General features: G+C 36.7%; 24 protein-coding genes. 5 read left to right on the forward strand and 19 right to left on the reverse strand.

Annotation, left to right across the window (positions count from 1 at the left end; genetic code table 11):
- The first annotated feature begins 63 nt into the window (after positions 1 to 63).
- Positions 64 to 963 (forward strand): NDP-sugar synthase, encoded by a 900-nt coding sequence (locus tag R2R71_RS10730; protein ID WP_316831278.1) that lies wholly within the window; start codon positions 64 to 66, stop codon positions 961 to 963.
- The gene (locus R2R71_RS10735) at positions 954 to 2,030 is read left to right on the forward strand and encodes an aminoglycoside phosphotransferase family protein (protein ID WP_316831279.1); all 1,077 of its coding nucleotides are present in this window, start codon (positions 954 to 956) and stop codon (positions 2,028 to 2,030) included. The genes R2R71_RS10730 and R2R71_RS10735 overlap by 10 nt, the downstream gene beginning before the upstream one ends.
- Before the next feature lie 373 nt (positions 2,031 to 2,403).
- Here R2R71_RS10735 and dnaK read toward each other — a convergent pair whose 3' ends face one another.
- A complete protein-coding gene (gene dnaK, locus R2R71_RS10740; RefSeq protein WP_316831280.1) occupies positions 2,404 to 4,308 on the reverse strand; it encodes a molecular chaperone DnaK in 1,905 nt (634 codons plus the stop codon).
- Positions 4,309 to 4,974: 666 nt separating this feature from the next.
- On the opposite strand from dnaK, the gene R2R71_RS10745 reads away from it, so the two are divergent.
- Positions 4,975 to 5,334 (forward strand): DUF1304 domain-containing protein, encoded by a 360-nt coding sequence (locus R2R71_RS10745; RefSeq protein ID WP_316831281.1) that lies wholly within the window; start codon positions 4,975 to 4,977, stop codon positions 5,332 to 5,334.
- A gap of 82 nt (positions 5,335 to 5,416) precedes the next feature.
- Here R2R71_RS10745 and R2R71_RS10750 read toward each other — a convergent pair whose 3' ends face one another.
- Positions 5,417 to 6,619 (reverse strand): SAM-dependent methyltransferase, encoded by a 1,203-nt coding sequence (locus R2R71_RS10750; RefSeq protein WP_316831282.1) that lies wholly within the window; start codon positions 6,617 to 6,619, stop codon positions 5,417 to 5,419.
- Between the two features lie 203 nt (positions 6,620 to 6,822).
- On the opposite strand from R2R71_RS10750, the gene R2R71_RS10755 reads away from it, so the two are divergent.
- Positions 6,823 to 8,559, forward strand: a complete 1,737-nt coding sequence (locus R2R71_RS10755) for a GMC family oxidoreductase (RefSeq protein WP_316831283.1) — start codon at positions 6,823 to 6,825, stop codon at positions 8,557 to 8,559.
- 1 nt (position 8,560) lies between these two features.
- The gene (locus R2R71_RS10760) at positions 8,561 to 9,193 is read left to right on the forward strand and encodes a gluconate 2-dehydrogenase subunit 3 family protein (protein ID WP_316831284.1); all 633 of its coding nucleotides are present in this window, start codon (positions 8,561 to 8,563) and stop codon (positions 9,191 to 9,193) included.
- Positions 9,194 to 9,286: 93 nt separating this feature from the next.
- Here R2R71_RS10760 and R2R71_RS10765 read toward each other — a convergent pair whose 3' ends face one another.
- The 17 genes from R2R71_RS10765 to rpsH all read right to left on the reverse strand — a co-directional run bounded on the left by R2R71_RS10765 (position 9,287) and on the right by rpsH (position 22,229).
- Entirely contained in the window at positions 9,287 to 12,247 is a 2,961-nt protein-coding gene (locus tag R2R71_RS10765; RefSeq protein WP_316831285.1) for a glycoside hydrolase domain-containing protein, read from the reverse strand.
- Between the two features lie 89 nt (positions 12,248 to 12,336).
- Positions 12,337 to 13,497: a hypothetical protein gene (locus R2R71_RS10770; RefSeq protein WP_316831286.1), complete on the reverse strand. Its 1,161-nt coding sequence runs from the start codon at positions 13,495 to 13,497 to the stop codon at positions 12,337 to 12,339.
- A 91-nt stretch (positions 13,498 to 13,588) separates the two neighbouring features.
- Positions 13,589 to 14,119 carry a 50S ribosomal protein L17 gene (gene rplQ, locus R2R71_RS10775; protein ID WP_316831287.1) on the reverse strand — a complete coding sequence of 177 codons (531 nt, stop codon included), beginning with the start codon at positions 14,117 to 14,119 and terminating at the stop codon, positions 13,589 to 13,591.
- 122 nt (positions 14,120 to 14,241) lie between these two features.
- A complete protein-coding gene (locus R2R71_RS10780; RefSeq protein ID WP_056848536.1) occupies positions 14,242 to 15,234 on the reverse strand; it encodes a DNA-directed RNA polymerase subunit alpha in 993 nt (330 codons plus the stop codon).
- 85 nt (positions 15,235 to 15,319) lie between these two features.
- Complete coding sequence (rpsD, locus tag R2R71_RS10785) at positions 15,320 to 15,928, reverse strand: 30S ribosomal protein S4 (RefSeq protein WP_010599884.1); 609 nt, start codon at positions 15,926 to 15,928, stop codon at positions 15,320 to 15,322.
- Between the two features lie 61 nt (positions 15,929 to 15,989).
- Positions 15,990 to 16,379 (reverse strand): 30S ribosomal protein S11, encoded by a 390-nt coding sequence (rpsK, locus tag R2R71_RS10790; protein ID WP_039475175.1) that lies wholly within the window; start codon positions 16,377 to 16,379, stop codon positions 15,990 to 15,992.
- A gap of 148 nt (positions 16,380 to 16,527) precedes the next feature.
- Positions 16,528 to 16,905 (reverse strand): 30S ribosomal protein S13, encoded by a 378-nt coding sequence (gene rpsM / locus R2R71_RS10795; protein ID WP_010599886.1) that lies wholly within the window; start codon positions 16,903 to 16,905, stop codon positions 16,528 to 16,530.
- Positions 16,906 to 16,976: 71 nt separating this feature from the next.
- Entirely contained in the window at positions 16,977 to 17,093 is a 117-nt protein-coding gene (ykgO, locus tag R2R71_RS10800; protein ID WP_082434884.1) for a type B 50S ribosomal protein L36, read from the reverse strand.
- Position 17,094: 1 nt separating this feature from the next.
- Positions 17,095 to 17,313, reverse strand: a complete 219-nt coding sequence (infA, locus tag R2R71_RS10805; RefSeq protein WP_010599888.1) for a translation initiation factor IF-1 — start codon at positions 17,311 to 17,313, stop codon at positions 17,095 to 17,097.
- Positions 17,314 to 17,384: 71 nt separating this feature from the next.
- On the reverse strand, positions 17,385 to 18,170 hold the full coding sequence (map, locus tag R2R71_RS10810; protein WP_316831288.1) for a type I methionyl aminopeptidase: 786 nt from the start codon (positions 18,168 to 18,170) through the stop codon (positions 17,385 to 17,387).
- Positions 18,171 to 18,265: 95 nt separating this feature from the next.
- Positions 18,266 to 19,612: a preprotein translocase subunit SecY gene (gene secY / locus R2R71_RS10815; RefSeq protein WP_316831289.1), complete on the reverse strand. Its 1,347-nt coding sequence runs from the start codon at positions 19,610 to 19,612 to the stop codon at positions 18,266 to 18,268.
- A gap of 7 nt (positions 19,613 to 19,619) precedes the next feature.
- Entirely contained in the window at positions 19,620 to 20,066 is a 447-nt protein-coding gene (gene rplO, locus R2R71_RS10820) for a 50S ribosomal protein L15 (RefSeq protein ID WP_316831290.1), read from the reverse strand.
- A 105-nt stretch (positions 20,067 to 20,171) separates the two neighbouring features.
- A complete protein-coding gene (gene rpmD / locus R2R71_RS10825) occupies positions 20,172 to 20,351 on the reverse strand; it encodes a 50S ribosomal protein L30 (RefSeq protein ID WP_115402667.1) in 180 nt (59 codons plus the stop codon).
- 4 nt (positions 20,352 to 20,355) lie between these two features.
- Positions 20,356 to 20,874 carry a 30S ribosomal protein S5 gene (rpsE, locus tag R2R71_RS10830; protein WP_010599893.1) on the reverse strand — a complete coding sequence of 173 codons (519 nt, stop codon included), beginning with the start codon at positions 20,872 to 20,874 and terminating at the stop codon, positions 20,356 to 20,358.
- 17 nt (positions 20,875 to 20,891) lie between these two features.
- Positions 20,892 to 21,245, reverse strand: coding sequence for a 50S ribosomal protein L18 (gene rplR, locus R2R71_RS10835; protein ID WP_316831291.1), 354 nt, complete (start codon positions 21,243 to 21,245; stop codon positions 20,892 to 20,894).
- Between the two features lie 5 nt (positions 21,246 to 21,250).
- The gene (rplF, locus tag R2R71_RS10840; protein ID WP_316831292.1) at positions 21,251 to 21,808 is read right to left on the reverse strand and encodes a 50S ribosomal protein L6; all 558 of its coding nucleotides are present in this window, start codon (positions 21,806 to 21,808) and stop codon (positions 21,251 to 21,253) included.
- Positions 21,809 to 21,827: 19 nt separating this feature from the next.
- Entirely contained in the window at positions 21,828 to 22,229 is a 402-nt protein-coding gene (gene rpsH, locus R2R71_RS10845; protein WP_231427289.1) for a 30S ribosomal protein S8, read from the reverse strand.
- Between the last annotated feature and the right edge of the window lie 33 nt (positions 22,230 to 22,262).

The following is a 22,262-nucleotide window of genomic DNA, read 5'->3' on the forward strand; positions in this document are numbered from 1 at the left end:
ACCATTAATTAAAATTAAACGCTTACCTAACTAAAAAACGGTTGGGTATTATTATTTTCGCATATGAAACCTACCTTATTAATACTGGCTGCCGGAATGGCAAGCCGTTATGGAAGTATGAAACAAATAGATGGATTTGGCCCTAATGGCGAAACCATTATTGATTATTCAATTTACGATGCAATTAAAGCCGGTTTTGGTAAAGTTGTATTCATTATCAAAGAAGAATTCGTAGATAATTTTAAATCTATTTTTGAGCCTAAATTAAATGGAAGAATTGAAACAGACTATGTTTTCCAAAACTTCGATTTAAAACAATTTGGCATTGAAGAAGAAATTTACCGCGAGAAACCATGGGGAACCGCTCACGCCATTCTTTCAGGCAGAAAAGTTGTTAAAGAGCCATTCTGTGTTATTAATGCTGATGATTATTATGGTTACGACGCATTTAAAAAGATGGTCGATTTCTTAAACGATGAAGCTTCCGATAGTAATTTCTCTATCATTGGCTATGAGATTGGTAAAACCCTTTCAGAGTTTGGTGCTGTGTCTCGTGGTGTTTGTAAAGTTGATGCTTCAGGAAACCTTGAAGAAATTATTGAACGTACAAAAGTATATCCTAAAGAGGATAAAATCTTCTATGAAGAAGATGGCGAAGAATTCCCGTTAAGTTTTGACACCCCTGTTTCAATGAATTTCTGGGGCTTTACGCCTGCTGTTTTCAGCATTACTGAAAAGTTATTCGTTGAATTTGCACTCGCAAATAAAGAAAAACCTAAAGCTGAGTTCTTCATTCCTTTAATTGGCGAGAACCTGGTAAAATCTGGCGAAGCTACTTTTAAAGTTGTACCAACTTCAAATAAATGGTTTGGCGTAACTTACAAAGAAGATAAACCATATGTTCAGGACAGCATTAACCAGTTAGTAAAAAACGGAACGTACCCTGAAAAATTATGGAGCTAAATTTAGACTCCGAAGTTCTACAAGCCTACGGATACACTAAAGAAAATATAACATTAACACAAATAGGTACGGGTTTAATTAACCGTACTTATTTGCTTTCACCATTGTCTGAAAACAAAAAGTATATTCTTCAAAATATAAATACTTCAGTTTTTAAGAATCCTCAAGCTATTGCGAATAACCTCAAAGCAATAGCCGATTATCTTTCAAAAACATATCCCGAATATCTTTTCATAAAGCCCGTTCCAACTATTAACGGTAGTGAAATGGCTTTTGTTAAAAATGAATATTGGCGGGTTTTACCTTATATACCCAAAACAGTTTCGCTTGATGTTTTGACTGAGCCGCAACAGGCGTATGAAGCGGCAAAACAGTTCGGAAAATTAAGTCGTCTCTTAAATAACTTCGACGCAACCATACTCGAAGCTACAATACCCGGGTTTCATGATTTGAGCTTACGTTTCGATCAGTTTACACAAGCATTGAATGAAACTTCGGAAGAACTAAATGTGCTGGCGAAAGCTCAAATCGATACCGCGTTAGAATACAAATACCTGCTTGATTATTTTAAATCTTATTCTCACCGGGCAGATTTTCCGGAAAGGGTTATGCATCATGATACTAAAATCAGTAATGTACTATTAGATGCCGAGACTTTTAAAGGTATTTGTGTAATTGATTTAGATACCATAATGCCAGGTAAGTTTATTTCAGATCTGGGCGATATGATGCGCACCTATCTTTGTGCTTTCACAGAGAACGAAACAGATTTAGAGAAAATTAAAATCCGTTTGCCTTATTTCGAGGCTATGATTAAAGGATATTTAATGGAAATGAAAGATACTTTAACATCAACAGAAAAAGAGCTGATTTTATTTTCGGGAAAATACATTATTTATATGCAGGCATTGCGTTTTTTAGCTGATTTTTTAAACGGAAACAGCTATTATCCTATTAGCTATTCTACTCAAAATTTAGATAGAACCAAAAATCAGTTTAAGCTACTCCAAGAATTATCACTAAACGAGAAAGAACTGCAGGGAATTATAGATGATTGTTTGAGCTAGATTACAAAGAAACCTATACATACTAAACCCGACAGCATCGAAAATACTTTTTGTTAGCATGAACTCGAATTTGCTGTCATACTGAGGCACGAAGCATCTTCAAACGATAAAACACATACTTCGTACCGCTGCATGACAGAAGCCAACAAAAATATTATAGTGAATGGCCGAACTATAGACTTCTGACATTTACCATTATCCCCATAAAAAATGTCAATTGCGAGCTACCAGGCTATCCTGCAACCTTCAGTTTAAATAAAAGTCGTATTAAGGTTGCATCGTAACTCGCAATAAATAATTCAATAAAAAAAGCGTTCCTGAATTTAATCAGAAACGCTTTTTTATTTATAATCTCTTGTCTTTCGACTAAAAACTATTTTTCTTCTTTTACTTCTTCGAAATCAACATCAGTAACGTTATCGCCACCACCTTGAGGTTGACCATCAGCCTGTGGTTGTTCGCCACCCTGAGGTTGCTCACCTGCTTTGTACATTTCCTCAGATGCTGCATTCCACGCATTTTGTAATTCAGCTTGTGCTGCATCGATATCCGCGAAGTTACGTGCACTGTGAGCTGCTTTTAATTTCTCTAAACCAGCTTCAATCGGTGCTTTTTTATCAGCAGATAATTTATCACCAAACTCTTTTAACTGTTTCTCTGTAGAGAAAATTAAAGCATCAGCACCGTTAATTTTATCAGCTTCTTCTTTAGCTTTTGCATCAGCATCAGCATTAGCTTCAGCTTCTTGTTTCATTTTCTGAATCTCAGCATCAGTTAAACCTGAAGAAGCCTCGATACGGATTTTTTGCTCTTTACCGGTAGCTTTATCTTTTGCACTTACGTGTAAGATACCGTTAGCATCAATATCGAATGATACTTCTACCTGAGGCACACCACGTGGCGCTGGTGGAATACCATCTAAAATGAAACGGCCAATTGTACGGTTCTGGCCAGCCATCGGGCGCTCACCTTGTAAAATATGGATTTCTACTGAAGGCTGGTTATCAGCAGCAGTTGAGAATGTTTCTGATTTTTTAGTTGGAATTGTAGTGTTCGACTCGATTAATTTAGTCATAACACCACCCATAGTTTCGATACCTAATGATAAAGGTGTAACGTCTAATAACAATACATCTTTCACATCACCGGTTAACACACCACCTTGAATTGCAGCTCCAATAGCTACCACCTCATCAGGGTTAACACCTTTACTTGGCTCTTTACCAAAGAAAGCTTTAACAGCATCCTGAATTGCAGGGATACGTGTTGAACCACCTACTAAAATAATCTCGTCGATATCGCCAGTACTTAAACCTGCATTTTTCAAAGCCGATTTACAAGGATCGATCGTACGTTTGATTAAGCTATCAGCTAGTTGCTCAAATTTAGCACGTGTTAATGTACGCACTAAGTGTTTAGGGCCACTTGCATCAGCAGTAATATATGGTAAATTAATTTCAGTAGAAGTTGTGCTCGATAACTCAATTTTAGCTTTCTCAGCAGCTTCTTTTAAACGTTGTAAAGCCATTGGGTCTTTAGAAAGATCCATGCTGTTTTCTGATTTAAACTCATCATTTAACCAGTCAATGATTACGTGGTCAAAGTCGTCACCACCTAAGTGTGTATCACCATCAGTAGATTTTACTTCGAAAACGCCATCGCCTAATTCCAATACAGAAACGTCATGTGTACCACCACCACAGTCAAACACAACAATTTTCATGTCTTTGTGTGCTTTATCTAAACCATAAGCTAAAGCTGCTGCAGTTGGCTCGTTAATGATACGTTTTACAGATAAACCTGCAATTTCGCCAGCTTCTTTTGTAGCCTGACGCTGTGCATCATTAAAATAAGCAGGTACAGTAATTACTGCTTCTGAAACCTCTTGTCCCAAGAAATCTTCAGCAGTTTTTTTCATTTTTTGCAAAATCATTGCAGAAATCTCTTGTGGAGTATATTTTCTGTCGTCGATTTCAACACGCGGTGTATTATTATCACCTTTAACAACTTTATAAGGTACACGTCCAGCTTCTTTCGCACTTTCGTCGTAGCTGTTACCCATAAAGCGTTTAATTGAATATATTGTTTTTGTTGGGTTGGTTATAGCCTGACGTTTAGCAGGCTCGCCAACTTTACGCTCACCGTTTTCTGCAAAAGCAACAATAGACGGTGTAGTACGTTTACCCTCACTGTTCGCAATAACTACAGGCTCATTGCCCTCCATTACGCTTACGCAAGAGTTTGTTGTTCCTAAGTCTATTCCAATAATTTTTCCCATTGTATTTTTATTTTCTCTTTTTAAAGTATTATAATTTCTACTCCTATTAAACAATGCTTGTGCCAATTGGTTTTTGGCAGATTTTACAGACAAAAGACTGAAAAAATGTAAAAAATAACCAGACTTGATACTGACAGCATGACAGAGAATGATGGATGATGAGAAATGGAAGATGTGGAATGGAAGATGGATAAGGGACAAGACCAAAGGTGAAAGCTTAATCAAGACTAAAGTTGAAAGAGAGACTTAAAAGTGATTTGAAAATGAAAGTTCGAATCTCGTCGGGAGCAGCAGCCCCGCTATCCGCTTTACTTCTCCCGATGAAAATCGGGATCGTGCCCGCTCCTATCGGGTTTATTAACAACGGGCAAGACCAAAGGTGAAAGCTTAATCAAGACTAAAGTTGAAAGAGAGACTTAAAAGTGATTTGAAAATGAAAGTTCGAATCTCGTCGGGAGCAGCAGCCCCGCTATCCGCTTTACTTCTCCCGATGAAAATCGGGATCGTGCCCGCTCCTATCGGGTTTATTAACAACAGCTATTACAAAAAACGCAGTTCTGCCTGGCAAAGCGCATAAAACTTAATTGCAATGGTTAAATGGATTAGGCTAAATGCCGCTAATCTTTTATATCTTTAATCATCTGAAAATACTTATAATTCAAAAAAATGCAGATAGCAGCACAAATCATGATCGGGCTTGTCGCCTTCATCCACGTTTACATCCTTTGGCTCGAAATGTTTGCCTGGACAACAAGAGCCCCAAAGGTTTTTAAAACCATCCCTAAAGATTTATTCGCCCCAACTAAAACGTTGGCTGCAAATCAGGGTTTGTATAATGGCTTTTTAGCCGCAGGTTTAATCTGGTCATTATGTATTACCGACCATCAATGGCGGTTATATGTTGCAATATTCTTTTTAACCTGCGTAATTATTGCAGGAATTTATGGTGCAGCTACAGCCAGTAAGAAAATACTTTACGTACAATCAATCCCGGCATTGGTAGCAATAATCTTTTTGCATTTATAAACGATAGAATACCCTTTTAGTGGTTGGTGACCTGCCAACCACAGGTATTGTTTTCATTTATCGGTCTACCGAAACCTTATACTTACAAGTCCAGCAGTCGCTCTAAATGATGATAGCCAATTCCAAAATATGCCTTACTTGCTTTAATCTTACGTAAAATCTCCTCTTTCCTTTCTTTTTCGGCTTTTGACTTTAAGTTTTCGGCTTTCTTCACTCCTACCACCAACACATTCTTTGGCGTATGTGCATCAGAAATAAATTCAAAAACCTTTGTCTTATAGCCAAAATATTCTAAAATCAAGGCACGAATTCCATCTGTAACCATTTCAGCCTGGCGCTCGAGAAAAATACCATATTTAGTTAAAAAAGAAACATCGTTTTTTATTTTGCTTTGCTCAATCTCTCTCCTGATTTGTTTATGGCAACAAGGCGCAACAACAATTAGCGCTGCATTCGCCTTTATTCCTTTAAAAATGGCATCATCTGTAGCGGTATCACAGGCATGAAGCGCAATCAGGAGGTTTACATCAACTGCATCATAACCTTCTATTGTTCCCTGCACAAATTTTAATTGGTCGAAAGACGATTTTGCGGCAACATCATTACATAAATCAACCATATCCCGGCGATACTCTACACCAATAACTTCAGTGTTTAGTTTTAAAACCGAATGCAGATAATCGTACAAGGCAAAAGTTAAATAACCCTTACCCGAACCCATATCAGCAACCTTCCGGATTGTTCCGGCAGGCAATTCTTTAATTAAAGAACTCAAAATTTCTATATAATGATTAATCTGACGGAACTTATCCTGTGCATTTTTAAAAACCTTGCCTTCTGCATCAGTAATTTTCAATTCAGTTAAATAAGGTTTCGCATCAGGGTTAATCAACTTCGCTTTCGCTTTATCGTGATTTGTTGCCGGAAGTTCTTTTGTAGAAGCTTTGGCCACTCTTAAAACAATTTTCCCATTGTTCAGCTCCTCAACAATCAAATCCTTATCGGATGTGAAGAGTGTACCTATTTTAAAGCCCTTATTCAGGTATTCGGCAATTAGATTAACACCATCTGATAGGTCATAATTTTTAGTAATGTCGCGTGTTTTATAGCGAAAAGTAAAAGCGAGCTTCTCTTCTCGCTTAATTAAAATATGACGAACAAGAATTTGCTTTAATGCTTCATCATCACCCCTGTAATTCCCTAAAGAAATTTTTGCAAAGCTTTTCGATTCAAGACTATGAACCAGCGCTGAAATGAAATCTTCTTTATGTGTTGCAACCACCATCAGTTAGTATTTAAACGACAAAGATAAATCAATTTATCTGTAGAACACCTAAAGGAATATAACCACAATACTAATACGATTTAGTTCTTAACCAAACGGGGTTTATCTGTAATCATTCCAAATAAAAAATCCTTTTCGATAAGCTTTCAATTCACAAAATTTAGCGTTAGATTAGGTTTTGATTAATTTTCTAAACCATTTCCATGAGTGACTTTCAGATAAAAAAATCTCCCACAGTTTACGATGCTATTGTTGTTGGTTCTGGTGCCGGCGGCGGTATGGCAGCCTATGTACTTGCAAATGCAGGTCAAAAAGTTTTAATGCTCGAAGCAGGTCAGTATTTCGACCCACGGTTAGATTCGCACCAATTAAAATGGCCATGGGAATCTCCCCGCCGTGGAGCTGGTACCGTTAGGCCTTTTGGCGATTTCGATGCCTCTTACGGAGGCTGGGAACTTGAGGGCGAACCTTACACTCAAAAAAACAAGACAGAGTTTGAGTGGTTCCGTTCTCGAATGCTTGGCGGAAGAACAAATCACTGGGGCCGTATTTCATTAAGAATGGGTCCGGAAGACTTTAAACCTACCGATGGACTAACAGATCCATGGCCAATTATTTATAATGATGTAAAACCATTCTACGATAAAGTAGACCGTATGATTGGTATTTATGGTACGGTTGAAGGCATTGAAAGTGAACCTGATGGCATTTTCATGAAACCACCAAAACCTCGTTTAAACGAATTGTTTATTAAAAAGGGCGCTGAAAAAGCTGGTGTTAGGGTAATAACTGGCCGCGGCGCAGTAATGACTGAAGCCATAAAAGGAAATAATGACCGTGCACCTTGTTTCTATTGTGGTCAATGTGGTAGAAGCTGTAAAGTTTATGGCGATTTCTCTGCCTCTTCATGTCTGGTTATCCCGGCAGTAAAAACCGGAAATTTAACCGTAATTACTGATGCAATGGTTCGCGAAGTGATTACCGATAAAGATGGTCAGGCCAAAGGTGTTTCTTACGTAAACCGAAAAGATTTACAGGAATACCAGGTTAATGGCAAGCTTGTAATTTTAGGAGCAAGCGCCTGCGAGTCGGCCCGTATCCTGTTAAATTCAAAATCTTCGGCGCATCCCGGCGGTTTGGCAAATAGTAGTGGCGTAGTTGGTAAGTACCTTCACGATTCTACCGGCGCTGGCGTTTATGGTTTCCTTCCCCAGTTAATGGATAGAAAACGTTATAACGAAGATGGTTTGGGCAGTGTTCATATCTATTCGCCATGGTGGCTTGATAATAAAAAATTAAATTTTCCACGCGGTTATCACATTGAATATGGTGGCGGTATGGGAATGCCATCCTATGGTTTCGGTGGAGGTGTTGCAACCATGAATGGACTTGTTCCCGATCGAAATGGTAAAATGACAGAAGCAGGTGGTTATGGTAAATCATTAAAAGATGACTACCGCCGATTTTATGGTACAAGTGTTGGCATGGCAGGTCGTGGAACAGCTATTGCCCGCGAAGATAATTACTGTGAAATTGATCCCAACATGGTTGATAAGTACGGTATTCCGGTGCTAAGGTTTAACTATAAATGGGCTAAGGAAGAAATTCTTCAGGCTAAACACATGCAGGAAACATTTTTATCAATTATGAAAGAAATGGGCGCAGTTGTTACTTCAGAAATTCATGGAGCAGATACCAATTATGGTTTACTGAATCCAGGAAAAATTATTCACGAAGTAGGTACCATTCGTATGGGTGATGACCCTAAAAAATCGGCATTGAACAAATACTGTCAGGCCCACGATTGTAAGAATCTATTTGTTGTTGATGCTGGTCCATTTGTACAACAAGGAGATAAAAATGCAACCTGGACTATTTTAGCCTTATCAATGAGAACCGCAGAATATATTTTAGCACAAAAGAAAAAACAAAATATTTAATATGAACAGACGAGATTCCATAAAGGCTTTGGGTTTAACCGCTCTGAGCACAACAGTTTTGGTTGAAGCCTGTAAACAACCTGAAACTAAAACAGAAGTTGCAGTAACAAAAGAAACTGCAGCGGAAGCAGGGCGAGAAAAATGGGAAACTGATCGTGATAAAGCACTTAACACTGAGAAGTTTTTTACAGCCCATGAGATGGCAACCATAACCGTACTTGCTGATATCATTATCCCTAAAGATGATGTTTCAGGTAGCGCTTCTGATGCCAAGGTACCTGAGTTTATTGAGTTTATTGTAAAAGATATACCTGAACACAAAGTGCCCATGCGTGGTGGCTTGAAATGGCTCGATGTGTATTGTTTTAACAAATTTCAAAAATCGTTTGTAGAAGCCTCGGAAAAAGAGCAAATATCAATTATTGATGAAATTGCATACCCTAAAAAAGCAAGACCTGAAATGCAACCTGGCGTAACCTTTTTTAACAGAATGCGTGATTTAACAGCATCAGGGTTTTATACTACCGAAATTGGTGTTAAAGATATCGGCTACGCCGGAAATTCACCTAATCAGTGGGCTGGCGTACCTGATGATGTATTGAAACAGTACGGCATGCAGAATGTAAAAATTTAATTATTTCTAGTCATTGCGGGGCACGAAGCAATCTTTAGCCACTAAAATTATAGCGATTGCCTGCTTCGTATCTCGCAATGATGTTTTTTTGATTTATTCAACAATCAAAATCAACCCTTTTCCTTTTTCAACCGGTATCGATTTACCATCATTATAACTCCCTGCCTTTTGAAATTTATCGATTTCAGCAGCTGTTATTTTAGCTTTACTTGCATCTAGGCCTAACTTATTCCAATCTATTGATAGGTTAATAGTTGTATTACTGTCATCCCAGCTGGCTAAAGCAATCATGGTTTTCCCTTTTTGTTTATAGACTGTTGCCAGCACTTTATTGTTATCTGTTTTAACAGGGCAATTTTCACTCCAGTAACCTATCATTTCTGAGCCTTTAAGGCCAAAATCATCCCAGACTTTCCATAATGGCTTCGGATTACTTTTATCCGACCAACCCAATCTGCTGGTCATACCGTAAATCATACCACGCCATGGATTCCCATCATTTTGTAACATTTCGCCCATTAAACCAAATGGAATACCACTAACTTCAGTTAAGAAGAAGTCAGGGTTATTTTTTTCATAGTCAAAATATTCACCAAACCACAGCCTGTTTAAATACGGGAAATGTTCCATGTACAAAATAGCGCTATTGTTAAAGCCGTCATTTTTATTATACTGATTCGCCGAATGCAAATCGATAATCCCGGGATGATTATCCTGCGTTAAAACACGCTTAATCCGTTTCATCGTAATCCTGTCGAATGCTACATCATCAAGATATACCCCATCAATACCTACATTATTTACGAGCCAGTTCATCCCTTCAACATAGTAGTTATGCCAGCGGTTCATTCCGCTGTTAATAATGGCCGCGTCTTTAATTTCAGGCACAAACCAGGCTGCGATGTAATTAGAATCCAGGTGTTCCTGTAACCAGCTAAAACCTCCACCTTTACCAGGTGAATAAACTTCAGTATCTAAACTCCTTAAAGCCGGCAATTCATACGCATGGTTAGAAAGCTCCCGGACAGTATTGTAAATTTTAACCTTTAAACCTTTGCTATGCGCTTCATCAATGTAGCCCTTCATTTTTTTCCATTCGATAAAAGGATAATTGATCCATGGATTAATAGGAGTTGCATGATGAATATTTACGACTGTTGCACCTGTAGATTTAATAGAATCCAGATTGCCGTACTTATGGTAAAAACGATTATCCCACTGAAAATCGGTATTTAATAAGTGGAAAGGCGTAATCAGTAAATTAAAATTATAGTAAAGAATATCTCCCTTTTTCATCGTTCTGGAACCCGTAAAATTATCGGCCAGCATCGAGCTTCCCTTAACATTAATCTGAATTCCCCCCTTATCATCATTCCCCCACGATTTAGGTAGTACCAAAGGCTTCTGAAGGTAGAAATTTGTATTTAACGGGCGAACGTAATTCTCATCTCTTAAATTGTAATACAAGCCTGCATTTACGTTCCCTATCCAAACAGCATCCTGGTTTTTATGCGCAACATCCCATTTCCATTTTACAGTATCAGGTCTCACACCGCCTTTCTCACCCAGGCCCATCAAATATTTAGTTGAACCTTTCTCAAAAGGAATATGAAAATTTATATTACTGAATGCTACCTCATTGATCGCCGTAACCTTTACAACGTAATGCACATAACCATCAAATTCCAATGTGCCCTCCACATCCATTTTTAAGTTTTCTGAACTGCTTGTTGAACTCCATTTTACAGTTCCACTTTCTTTACTTGTGATCTGCAGGTTACCCGTGCTAAATTTTTCCTGAATTTTTGGGGTATTGTAAAAATGGAAATGTAAAGGTTCGTATAAAATATTGTTGGGTTTTTCTGTATAACCGGTCATGTCGGCGTTGAAGAAAGTTTGAATCTGTTTAGGGAAACCATCATTATTAATTTCAAACTTTCTGCCCAGGAGCGATATTATATTTCCATCAACTTTAAGTGGTGTATAAGGTGCGACCACTGTATTAGCCTGTGCCATTCTCGAATTTAACCAGGTTAACCTCGTTTGTTTAATTGGCTCACCCACACCAGCATCCGCTAAAACTTCATTGCTAACTAGCAGTTTAACTACTATTACTTTTGATTTACCATTCGCTTTTACAATAAATTTACCGGTATATAGACTGGCAGAAGTTGTTTTAGGAACATCTATTGTAAACCACAAGGTCTGTACATTTCCAGCACTGACACTAACGTTCTTAATCAATGGTTTACCATCATAACTTGTTCCATTTATATTTAAACAATTAATGTACCTGGCAGGAATAGATTTATTTGTCGCAGACTTTAAATCCTCAAAACTTACTTTTACGTCACTTAGGCTTTTTAAAGCGTACACACCAAACTGAAAGGCATAGTTTTCACCTCTTTTCGCATTGCCTGTAAAACTATTTGCAGCTCCTTTTTTAATCCAACGGTAAGGTAAATCATGCTGCATTTTAATTGGGAACATCCTGTCTTCCGGAAAAATAACAAAAGCTTCAGAAGCATACTTAGTTTTAAGCTGCGATGCTTCCTTTGCAGTGGCAATTACCTCCATTGGATAGAAACTATTAAAGGCATCAACGGATTGTATCTCTAAGACTGAAGCATTAACAGGAACTTGATCAGACTTACTAATCTTCAGCTGTTCTGCATTTAAATACACACCTTTAGGATAATTGCTTCTGCCTTCATTTTTATAGGGAAGATAATAGATAAAATATTTACCCTTTGTATTAGCCTTAAAATAAATATCTGCACTTTCCCTGTTAAAGTTTTCCGTTCCTAAAACAGTAACATTTTTTCTATTGGCATCATGAATAATAAACCCTTTCAATTCAGGATGATCATCGCGCCTGCGCCAGTTTACTTTAACGTGGGCAACATTGCCTGAACCACTATACTGTACTACGACACGTTGATTACCCAAAGAATCTGCATTCCATGCGTTATTTCCATTGGTATATTTTAACGTTTGTGCGTTTACATATAAAGCAGAAAAAACGATACAGATGAGAAAAAGCTTAAATTTCATTAGGAATATATTTTAAGCTAATTTATAGATACCTGATGGTAATAACACTATGTAATGAAAAAATGAGGCAAACGTTTGTGTATTAAAAATTAAAAACCATTATAAATTATGAATGCATCATAGTGCTTAAGAAAGTCAAATTTACCATCTGGAAGTAAATGGAATTTGCTTAGTAAAACAATATCCCGTTTTTGTGACTGAGCTATTGATGAAACTAAAAGATTAGCCTTAACTTGCTCCGATTTACTTAATCCTGGTAAAGATGCGCCTTGTAATATTATAGGTTTTAGTTTATCATAAGTGCAAAGGCTATTATAATAACCCGAACCAATAAATGAAACCTCATCTTTAAATTTTTTAGAACGATTTAGCACCGAACCAAAAGAATTATTTATACCAGGTTCTACATGCGCACAACCAAAACTCCCAAAGAACTTCGGATTTTCTGTAGGATTTATAGACCTGATGGCTTCAACAGCCGTTTCAAAATTTGTTAACAATTGTTTATCCCTATATACTCCAGGCAAAACTTTAATGCTATTTATAATAAGATAATAATCGGGATAAAAATCACCGAAGCAACGTTTAAGTTCTTCGACATGCATTGCACTAACCTCTATTAATCTATTATTTAAATCGTTTAATAATCGATAATCTGATTCCTTGGCCACTTTTTCAAACAAAATCAGTATATCTTGAGGAATCACACCGACAGAATACTTTTCAAAATTTCTTATTGCTAATTTATAATTGTTTTGAATCTCTGTTCTTTTCCAGGCATTCTGTAAATCAATATCAATTCCGATAAAACGAATCTTTTTATCACGGGGCTGTTTCAAATTATATTTATACAAGGCGATAGCACTTGAATAATATCTACGCAGACTTAAACTATCTAAATCTAATTTTTTATCCAACTCAGCCAGTATCCTTACGTCACCACTTTTCAGGAAAAGATTGAACATAAAAAAATAAGAATGGCTATACTCGACTAAAATATAATTAACACCCCTTCGCTCATGTAAGCCCAAAAAAAGTGAACTGAAACTTATATTATTTGACCTTATATCATGGGTTTCTCCTCTTAGATAAACAGACTTATCTGGTAAAATAGCTGCCATTGCTTCAGAAAGTGGCTTAATATTACTACTGTCGCATTCTGATATAATAAGTTGTTTGTAAATGCTATCCAGTTGAGCATTTGCAGCCAAGGAAATGAATAATAAAAGAAAAGAGTAGATAAATTTCATGCGCATCAGATTTTGCAAGAATAATAAAATTTAGTCAAAAAAAAAGTCCTGCTCTTTCGAACAGGACTTTTTTATCTTAAGGTGAATATAATTATTCGCCTTTTGGTTCTTCAGTAGCAGGAGCTTCTTCAGCAGCCTCTGGAGCAGTTTCTTCTGCAACCTCAGCTTTTGCTTCTTTAGCTTTAGGAGCTGCAGCAGTTTTACTTCTACCACGACGAGTAGTTTTCTTTTCTTCTTTAGCTTCTGCTTCTTTACCGTAAACTTCGTTATAATCTACCAATTCAATTAAAGCCATCTCAGCGTTATCACCTAAACGGTTGTTTAATTTAATGATACGAGTGTAACCACCTGGACGGTTTGCAACTTTCTCAGCAACTTCGCGGAATAAAATAGTTACAACCTCTTTATCTTGTAAGTAAGCAAATACTGTACGACGTGAGTGAGTAGTATCATTTTTCGATTTAGTGATAATTGGCTCAACGTAAGTACGTAAAGCTTTAGCTTTAGCTAAAGTAGTAACGATTCTTTTCGCTTTAATAAGTGAAGTAGCCATGTTAGCTAACATCGCCTTTCTGTGGCTGTCGGTTCTGCCTAAGTGATTAACTTTTTTACCGTGTCTCATTGTTTTTCGATTAAGTGTATACCGTCTCTGTCTCAGAGGGAATTATACACTGTTATAAATTATTTAATTTTCAAATTTCAATATCCAATTTTCGAATGGAAAACTGTCAACTGAAAACTGAATTATTCTTCGTCTAATTTAAATTTAGACAGGTTCATACCAAATGATAAACCTTTTGATTTAACAAGCTCTTGAATCTCTGTTAAAGATTTTTTACCGAAGTTTCTGAACTTTAACATATCAGCTACATCGTAAGAAACCAAATCAGCTAAAGTACGGATATCAGCAGCTTTTAAGCAGTTTAATGCCCTAACTGATAAATCCATATCCACTAATTCAGTTTTAAGGATTTTACGCATGTGTAAGATTTCCTCATCAACTTCTTTAGTTTCTTCTTTTGCCTGAGATTCTAATACTAAGTTCTCATCAGAGAATAACATAAAGTGCTGGATAAGAATCTTAGCCGCTTCTTTTAATGCTTCTTCTGGGTGAATTGAACCATCAGTAGAAATATCTAATACCAATTTCTCATAATCCGTTTTTTGTTCAACACGGAAGTTTTCAATTGTGTATTTTACGTTTTTCATTGGAGTGTAGATCGAATCGATAGCGATAACGCCTACAACAGCATCAGCAACTTTATTTTCTTCAGCAGGAACATAACCACGACCTTTATTGATGGTTAATTCTACTTCTAAAGTAACAGATTTATCCATGTTGCAAATAACATGCTCAGGGTTTAAAACTGTAAAGTTGTTAGAGAATTTAGTAATATCACCAGCTTTGAACTGATCCTGACCGTTAACAATGATGAAAACTTTCTCAGCATCACCAGAATCACCAGTTTTCTTAAAACGTACTTGTTTTAAGTTCAAAATGATGTCAGTTAAATCTTCTACAACACCTTTCATGGTAGAAAACTCGTGAGAAACGCCTGAAAAACGAATAGTAGTAATAGCATAACCTTCTAACGAAGAAAGTAAAATTCTTCTTAAGGCATTACCAATTGTTACACCGAAACCGGGCTCTAAAGGACGAAATTCAAATGTACCATCGAAATCAGTTGATTTCTGCATGATCACTTTGTCTGGTTTCTGAAATGCTAAAATTGCCATTTATATTTTTTTAAATTCGTTAGTGAATATATAGTAATATGAAAAAAGTTAATTACCCTTTTGAGGTAATTAACTGTATTATTTATTACTTTGAGTACAACTCGATGATTAAGTTTTCCTTAATGTTTTCAGGAATCTCGTCGCGTTGAGGATAAGTTAAGAACTTACCTGTTAACTCGCTTGCATTCCATTCTAACCAGGCAAATTTGTTAATTGTTCTGCCTGCAACAGAGTTACTGATCGACTCTAAAGACTTAGATTTTTCACGTACCGCTACTACATCACCAGCTTTTAACTGGTATGAAGGGATATTTACAACTTCACCATTCACGGTTACGTGTTTATGGCTAACTAACTGGCGTGCACCAGAACGGGTTGTTGCAATACCTAAACGGTAAACAGTGTTATCTAAACGTGCTTCTAATAATTGAAGTAAGTTATCACCTGTGATACCTGCACGTGAAGATGCTTTTTTAAACAAGTTACTGAACTGCTTTTCTAATACACCATAAGTGTATTTTACTTTTTGTTTCTCCATTAACTGGATTGCATACTCAGACTGTTTTCCTCTTCTTTTTGAAACGCCGTGCTGGCCTGGAGGATAATTTTTTCTGTCTAATACCTTATCAGGACCGAAGATTGGTTCTCTGAATTTACGGGCGATTTTTGATTTTGGGCCTGTATATCTTGCCATTTTTTCTGTGTTTTAAAGTATCATCCAACCTGTAGCTGGAGATTCTTAGCTTTAAAATTAATTAAACTCTTCTCTTTTTAGGAGGACGACATCCGTTGTGAGGAAGTGGTGTAATATCTTTAATAGATGTTACTTCTAATCCTGCTACCTGTAATGTCCTGATTGCAGATTCACGACCTGAACCAGGACCTTTTACAAAAACTTCAACTTTACGTAAACCTAAGTCAAATGCAACTTTACCGCAATCTGAAGCTGCTTGACCAGCTGCATACGGCGTGTTCTTTTTAGAACCTTTAAAGCCCATTTTACCAGCAGAAGACCATGAGATAGTCTGTCCGTTGTTGTTGGTTAATGTAACGATGATGTTGTTGAAAGTAGCATTGATATGTGCCTGACCAACAGGCTCAATTACAACGATACGTTTTTTTGTTACTTTTTTACTTTTAGCCATTTTATTTTTTAGATTCTAGATATGAGACTTGAGATAGGTTATTTTTACTATCCCGATACTCAGTATCTTAATTTTCTCTTTTATTCCAGATTTGAGCAGATTTTTAAAATGTGATACACACATCTAAACTGTACAAATCTATCAATTTCTATTTAGTAGCTTTTTTCTTGTTAGCAACTGTTTTTCTCTTACCCTTACGAGTACGTGAGTTGTTTTTAGTACGCTGACCACGAGAAGGTAAACCTTTTCTGTGACGTAAACCACGGTAACAACCAATATCCATTAAACGTTTAATGTTTAACTGAACCTCTGAGCGTAAAGCACCTTCTACTTTAATCTCATCGTTAATCATTGTACGAATTGCTGATAACTCATCATCAGACCAGTCTTGTACTTTTTTGTTTAAATCGATACCTGCAGTAGTTAAAATACGTTGTGCAGTTGTTCTTCCTATACCGTAGATATAAGTTAAACCGATCTCTCCTCTTTTGTTTCTTGGTAAATCAATACCTGAAATCCTTGCCATATTTATATTATGTTTTTAAGTAATTCCGAACGGCGGGCCACCGTTGTACGGTTTATTACAATATTTTTTAATTACCCCTGACGTTGCTTGAATTTTGGATTCTTCTTGTTGATAACGTAAAGTTTACCTTTACGGCGAATAATCTTGCAATCAGCGCTACGTTTTTTAATTGATGATCTAACTTTCATTTTATTTGTATCTATAAGTGATGCGTCCTTTTGTTAAATCATAAGGAGACATCTCCAGTTTTACTTTATCACCAGGAAGAATTTTGATGTAGTGCATCCGCATCTTTCCTGAAATGTGCGCAATAATCTCATGTCCGTTTTCGAGTTCTACACGGAACATCGCATTTGATAATGCTTCTCTTATTACGCCGTCTTGTTCAATTGAGGCTTGTTTAGCCATATTTTATTGATTGTTACTTAATTAGCTGCTTCTAAACAGGGTTGCAAAATTAAATAAAAAATTTTAATTATTTATTTTTTTTGTTGTAAAACTTCTTCTATTAAAGAAAAGCTTGATAAAACATCTGCCTGCCCCTTTTTAATTGCTATTGTATGTTCAAAATGTGCTGAAGGTTTGTTGTCTTTACTTGTTACTGTCCATCCGTCCTTATGAAACTTAACACCTGCAACGCCGGCATTAATCATTGGCTCAATTGCGATTACCATTCCTTCTTCAAGTTTTGGTCCGCTACCACGTTTTCCATAATTAGGCACTTCCGGTTTCTCGTGAAGCTTTACACCTACACCATGTCCTACAAGTTCCCTTACTACTCCAAATCCATTTGCTTCTGCGTACTGTTGAATGGCAAAACCAATGTCACCAATCCGCATTCCGACAACTGCCTTATCAATACCCAATTCCAGGCATTGCTTGGTAACAGCTGATAACTTCTGCTTTTCTGCATCAACCGCTCCAATCGAAAAAGTATATGCCGAATCGCCGAAATAGTTATTTTTAATTACACCACAGTCAACAGATATCAAATCTCCTTCTTTAATTACATAATCGCCAGGAATACCATGAACAACTTGTTCGTTCGGAGATATGCATAAAGACTTTGGAAAACCATTGTAATTTAAGAAAGCAGGTATCGCACCATTGTCTTTCATAAATTCATAAGCCAGTTTATCCAGCTGATCTGTTGTAACACCTGGTCCGATGATCTTGGCAACTTCTGCCAGGGTTTTCGAAACCAGTAGAGAACTTTCTCTTATTAACTCAATCTCTTCGAGAGATTTGTAATAAATTTTAGACATTTTTTAAAGTTTTGAATGAATGAATTTTGATTGAGCAAAATGTTGATTTTAACATTTTGCTCATTCAATCATCCAAAATTCAATAATTTCATTTCTTACAACGCTGCATTACTACTTGCTGCCGGAACACCGGTTCTGCCAGTAACTCTGCCTGTTTTCATTAAACCGTCGTAATGACGCATTAAAAGGTAACTTTCAATTTGTTGTAAAGTATCCAGAACAACACCTACTAAGATGAGTAACGATGTACCTCCAAAGAAGTGTGCAAATTCTTGCTTAATACCAAACTTAACAGCTATTGAAGGTAATACAGCAATAATTGCCAAAAATACCGCACCAGGGAAAGTGATTTTAGAAATTACATCATCAATAAAAGTTGATGTAGCCAAACCAGGTTTAACGCCTGGAATAAAACCACCGTTTTTCTTCATATCATCACTCATTTGAGTAGGATTTACAGTAATTGCTGTATAGAAGAATGTAAATGCAATAATTAAAAATGCAAATGTTAAACTGTAAGCCAACGATGTTGTGTTGCTAAACTGGATTAACCACGATCCTTGTAATGAAGGAACAAACTGAATTAATGCACCAGGAATAAACATTAATGCCTGCGCAAAAATGATTGGCATTACACCTGCAGCATTAACCTTTAAAGGAATGTATTGACGTACACCACCAAACTGACGATTACCAACTATCTTTTTTGCATATTGTACAGGCACTTTACGTACACCTTGTACAATTAAGATAGTAAACATTACAATCGCAAATAAGGCAACAACTTCCAATACTAATGCCACGGGGCCTCCACCAGTACTTGATGCACCAACTTTATCAGAAAACTCCTGACTAATTGCCTGAGGTAAACGAGCGATGATACCTGTCATGATAATCAATGATGTACCATTACCAATACCTTTATCTGTAATTTTTTCGCCAAGCCACATTACGAATAATGTACCAGCTGTTAATACAAATGTAGATACGACATAGAACATCGTTTGGCTCATGATAGGCAAAATTGCCGTTTCCGGAACTTGTGTTTTAACATAACCAACAGATTGAACAATCGTGATGGCTACTGTTAAATAACGTGTAATCTGGTTCAGTTTTTTTCTACCACTTTCACCTTCTTTCTGCATTTTTTGGAAAGTCGGAACAGCAATACCCAATAATTGCACCACAATCGATGCAGAGATATAAGGCATTACCCCTAAAGCCAAAATAGAAACACGAGAGAAAGAACCTCCGGCAAACATATCCAGTAAGCCTAAGATACCTGACTTTTCGTTAGCTCCTAAAGCTGATGGATCTACACCTGGCAAAACCACGTGAGATACGAAACGGTATACCAAAAGAATCATGACCGTAAATAAAATACGCTCTTTTAATTCCTGAATTTTCCAGATATTACTTAAAGTAGTAAATAGCTTCTTCATTTAATAATTACAATTTTACAATTGAACCACCTGCTGCTTCGATAGCTTTTTGTGCGGTTGCAGAAAACGCATGTGCTGTAACTTCTAATTTTGCTTTAACTTCACCACGACCTAAAACTTTTACCAGGTCATTTTTAGAAGCTAAACCATGTTCTTGCAAAGTAGCAAAATCTATTGTAGTTAAGTTGAATTTTTCTGCTAAACCTTGTAAAACATCTAAGTTAACACCAACATATTCGGTACGGTTAATTGGTTTGAAACCAACTTTAGGCACACGACGTTGTAAAGGCATTTGACCACCTTCAAAACCAATTTTAGTTGAGTGACCAGAACGTGAACCAGCACCTTTGTGACCACGGGTTGAAGTACCACCACGGCCTGAACCTGTACCACGACCAATTCTCTTACTGTTTTTTGTAGAACCTTTTGCAGGTTTTAAATTACTTAAATTCATTTTTTTGAATTTGTGTTGCCCTTCGCTTTCACTAAACAGGTACAACGATTAAACATACATAAAGCTAGTACAGATTTTACCCCGTACTAGCTCTAATTTTCTTTATTAAATTGCTTCGATTGCTACTAAGTGATTCACTTTGCGAATCATACCAATGATTTGCGGAGTAGCTTCTACCTCAACACTTTGGTTCATTTTAGATAAACCTAAAGCCTGAACGGTTCTTTTTTGGCGCTCGCTTCTGTCGATAACGCTTTTTACTTGTGTTATTTTGATCTTAGCCATGATATTATCCGTTAAAAACTTTGTTTAAATCGATACCACGGGTCTGAGCTACTGTATAAGCATCACGCATTTTAGTTAATGCATCAACAGTTGCTTTTACCACGTTGTGAGGATTTGATGAACCTTTAGATTTTGCTAATACGTTATGAACGCCAGCACTCTCTAATACAGCACGCATCGCACCACCAGCAATTACTCCGGTACCTACTGCAGCTGGTTTAATTAAAACGAAACCACCTGAGAATTTACCAATTTGCTCGTGAGGAACTGTACCATTTAAAATCGGAACTTTAACTAAGTTCTTTTTAGCATCATCCACACCTTTAGCAATTGCTTCAGTTACCTCTTTTGCCTTACCTAAACCGAAACCAACAACACCGTTCTCATCACCTACAACAACAATTGCTGAGAAGCTGAAAGTACGGCCACCTTTGGTTACTTTGGCAACACGTTGTATACTAACCAAACGATCCTTTAATTCGATATCGGTGGTTTTTACTCTTTTTATATTGATAGTTGACATCTTACTTTTTCTTCAGATTAAAATACTAAACCAGCTTCGCGGGCACCCTCTGCCAACGATTTTACACGACCGTGGTATAAATAGCCATTTCTATCGAAAACAACTTCTTTAACACCAGCAGCAATTGCTTTCTCAGCAACTAATTTACCTACTGCAACTGATTGGTCGCTTTTGCTTCCAGTACCTGCAAAATCTTTTGATAATGATGATGCTGAAACTATTGTTTTACCGGTTACATCGTTAATTACCTGCGCATAAATACCTTTATTGCTTCTAAATACAGATAACCTTGGACGCTCTTCCGAACCGGTAAGTCTTTTTCTGATCCCTTTTTTTATACGATCTCTTCTTGATAATTTTTTACCTGCCATGATTACTATTTTTTAGATGCTGATTTACCTGCTTTTCTTCTTAACACTTCACCTACAAACTTGATACCTTTACCTTTATATGGCTCTGGTGCACGTAACGAACGGATTTTCGCTGCTACCTGGCCAATCAATTGTTTGTCGATACTCTCTAAAATGATTTTAGGAGTTTGTCCTTTTTCTGATTGTGTGGTAACTTTAATCTCAGCTGGTAACTGGAATACATAGTGGTGAGAATAACCTAAAACTAAATCAAGTGTATTACCTGTGTTTGTAGCACGGTAACCAACACCTACTAGCTCTTGAGTTAATGTATAACCTTCTGTAACACCAACAACCATGTTGTTAAGCAATGAGCGGTATAAACCGTGTAAAGCTTTGTGTTTCTTTTGATCTGATGGACGTTGAACTGATAAAATTCCATCTTCCTGGCTTACAGTGATATCTTTATCAACTGCTTGCGATAATTCTCCCTTAGGGCCTTTTACTGTAACAACGTTATCGTTAGATACCGTGATAGTAACACCTGCAGGTACTGTAATTGGGGCTTTTCCTATTCTTGACATTGTGTTGTTCTCCTAAATATTAATAAACGTGACACAATACCTCACCACCAATGTTTAATTTGGCTGCTTCTTTATCAGTCATTACACCTTTAGAAGTAGATAAGATTGCGATACCTAAACCGTTTAATACTCTTGGCATATTTTCAACACCAGCGTAGTTTCTCAAACCTGGTTTACTTACTCGCACTAATGTACGAATAGCAGGAACTTTAGTAATCGGATTGTATTTCAAAGCGATTTTAATTGTGCCTTGAACTGTAGTATCTTCAAACTTATAGTTCGCGATGTAACCTTTATCAAAAAGTACTTTAGTAATTTCCTTTTTAAGGTTTGATGCAGGAATTTCTACAACTCTGTGGTTGGCCTTAATGGCATTCCTTACTCTTGTTAAATAATCTGCTATTGGATCTGTATTCATTATTTATTGTTTTTGATAGTGGTTTCCTTCTGCTAC

Source organism: Pedobacter aquatilis, from assembly GCF_032678405.1.
In the GTDB taxonomy this organism is placed as follows: Bacteria; Bacteroidota; Bacteroidia; order Sphingobacteriales; family Sphingobacteriaceae; genus Pedobacter; species Pedobacter aquatilis_A.

What these genes read in the sequence shown, in the direction of transcription:
- rplQ (WP_316831287.1), bottom strand. Translation starts at nt 14,119, where the DNA reads ATGAGACACGGTAAAAAAGTTAATCACTTAGGCAGAACCGACAGCCAC.
- rplF (WP_316831292.1), bottom strand. Translation starts at nt 21,808, where the DNA reads ATGTCAAGAATAGGAAAAGCCCCAATTACAGTACCTGCAGGTGTTACT.
- infA (WP_010599888.1), bottom strand. Translation starts at nt 17,313, where the DNA reads ATGGCTAAACAAGCCTCAATTGAACAAGACGGCGTAATAAGAGAAGCA.
- R2R71_RS10750 (WP_316831282.1), bottom strand. Translation starts at nt 6,619, where the DNA reads ATGGTGGTTGCAACACATAAAGAAGATTTCATTTCAGCGCTGGTTCAT.
- dnaK (WP_316831280.1), bottom strand. Translation starts at nt 4,308, where the DNA reads ATGGGAAAAATTATTGGAATAGACTTAGGAACAACAAACTCTTGCGTA.
- R2R71_RS10755 (WP_316831283.1), top strand. Translation starts at nt 6,823, where the DNA reads ATGAGTGACTTTCAGATAAAAAAATCTCCCACAGTTTACGATGCTATT.
- rpsE (WP_010599893.1), bottom strand. Translation starts at nt 20,874, where the DNA reads ATGTCAACTATCAATATAAAAAGAGTAAAAACCACCGATATCGAATTA.
- rpsK (WP_039475175.1), bottom strand. Translation starts at nt 16,379, where the DNA reads ATGGCTAAAAGTAAAAAAGTAACAAAAAAACGTATCGTTGTAATTGAG.
- R2R71_RS10765 (WP_316831285.1), bottom strand. Translation starts at nt 12,247, where the DNA reads ATGAAATTTAAGCTTTTTCTCATCTGTATCGTTTTTTCTGCTTTATAT.
- R2R71_RS10780 (WP_056848536.1), bottom strand. Translation starts at nt 15,234, where the DNA reads ATGGCAATTTTAGCATTTCAGAAACCAGACAAAGTGATCATGCAGAAA.
- R2R71_RS10760 (WP_316831284.1), top strand. Translation starts at nt 8,561, where the DNA reads ATGAACAGACGAGATTCCATAAAGGCTTTGGGTTTAACCGCTCTGAGC.
- rpsD (WP_010599884.1), bottom strand. Translation starts at nt 15,928, where the DNA reads ATGGCAAGATATACAGGCCCAAAATCAAAAATCGCCCGTAAATTCAGA.
- rpmD (WP_115402667.1), bottom strand. Translation starts at nt 20,351, where the DNA reads ATGGCTAAGATCAAAATAACACAAGTAAAAAGCGTTATCGACAGAAGC.
- R2R71_RS10770 (WP_316831286.1), bottom strand. Translation starts at nt 13,497, where the DNA reads ATGAAATTTATCTACTCTTTTCTTTTATTATTCATTTCCTTGGCTGCA.
- secY (WP_316831289.1), bottom strand. Translation starts at nt 19,612, where the DNA reads ATGAAGAAGCTATTTACTACTTTAAGTAATATCTGGAAAATTCAGGAA.
- rplO (WP_316831290.1), bottom strand. Translation starts at nt 20,066, where the DNA reads ATGAATTTAAGTAATTTAAAACCTGCAAAAGGTTCTACAAAAAACAGT.
- rpsM (WP_010599886.1), bottom strand. Translation starts at nt 16,905, where the DNA reads ATGGCAAGGATTTCAGGTATTGATTTACCAAGAAACAAAAGAGGAGAG.
- R2R71_RS10745 (WP_316831281.1), top strand. Translation starts at nt 4,975, where the DNA reads ATGCAGATAGCAGCACAAATCATGATCGGGCTTGTCGCCTTCATCCAC.
- ykgO (WP_082434884.1), bottom strand. Translation starts at nt 17,093, where the DNA reads ATGAAAGTTAGATCATCAATTAAAAAACGTAGCGCTGATTGCAAGATT.
- map (WP_316831288.1), bottom strand. Translation starts at nt 18,170, where the DNA reads ATGTCTAAAATTTATTACAAATCTCTCGAAGAGATTGAGTTAATAAGA.
- rplR (WP_316831291.1), bottom strand. Translation starts at nt 21,245, where the DNA reads ATGGCAGGTAAAAAATTATCAAGAAGAGATCGTATAAAAAAAGGGATC.
- R2R71_RS10735 (WP_316831279.1), top strand. Translation starts at nt 954, where the DNA reads ATGGAGCTAAATTTAGACTCCGAAGTTCTACAAGCCTACGGATACACT.
- R2R71_RS10730 (WP_316831278.1), top strand. Translation starts at nt 64, where the DNA reads ATGAAACCTACCTTATTAATACTGGCTGCCGGAATGGCAAGCCGTTAT.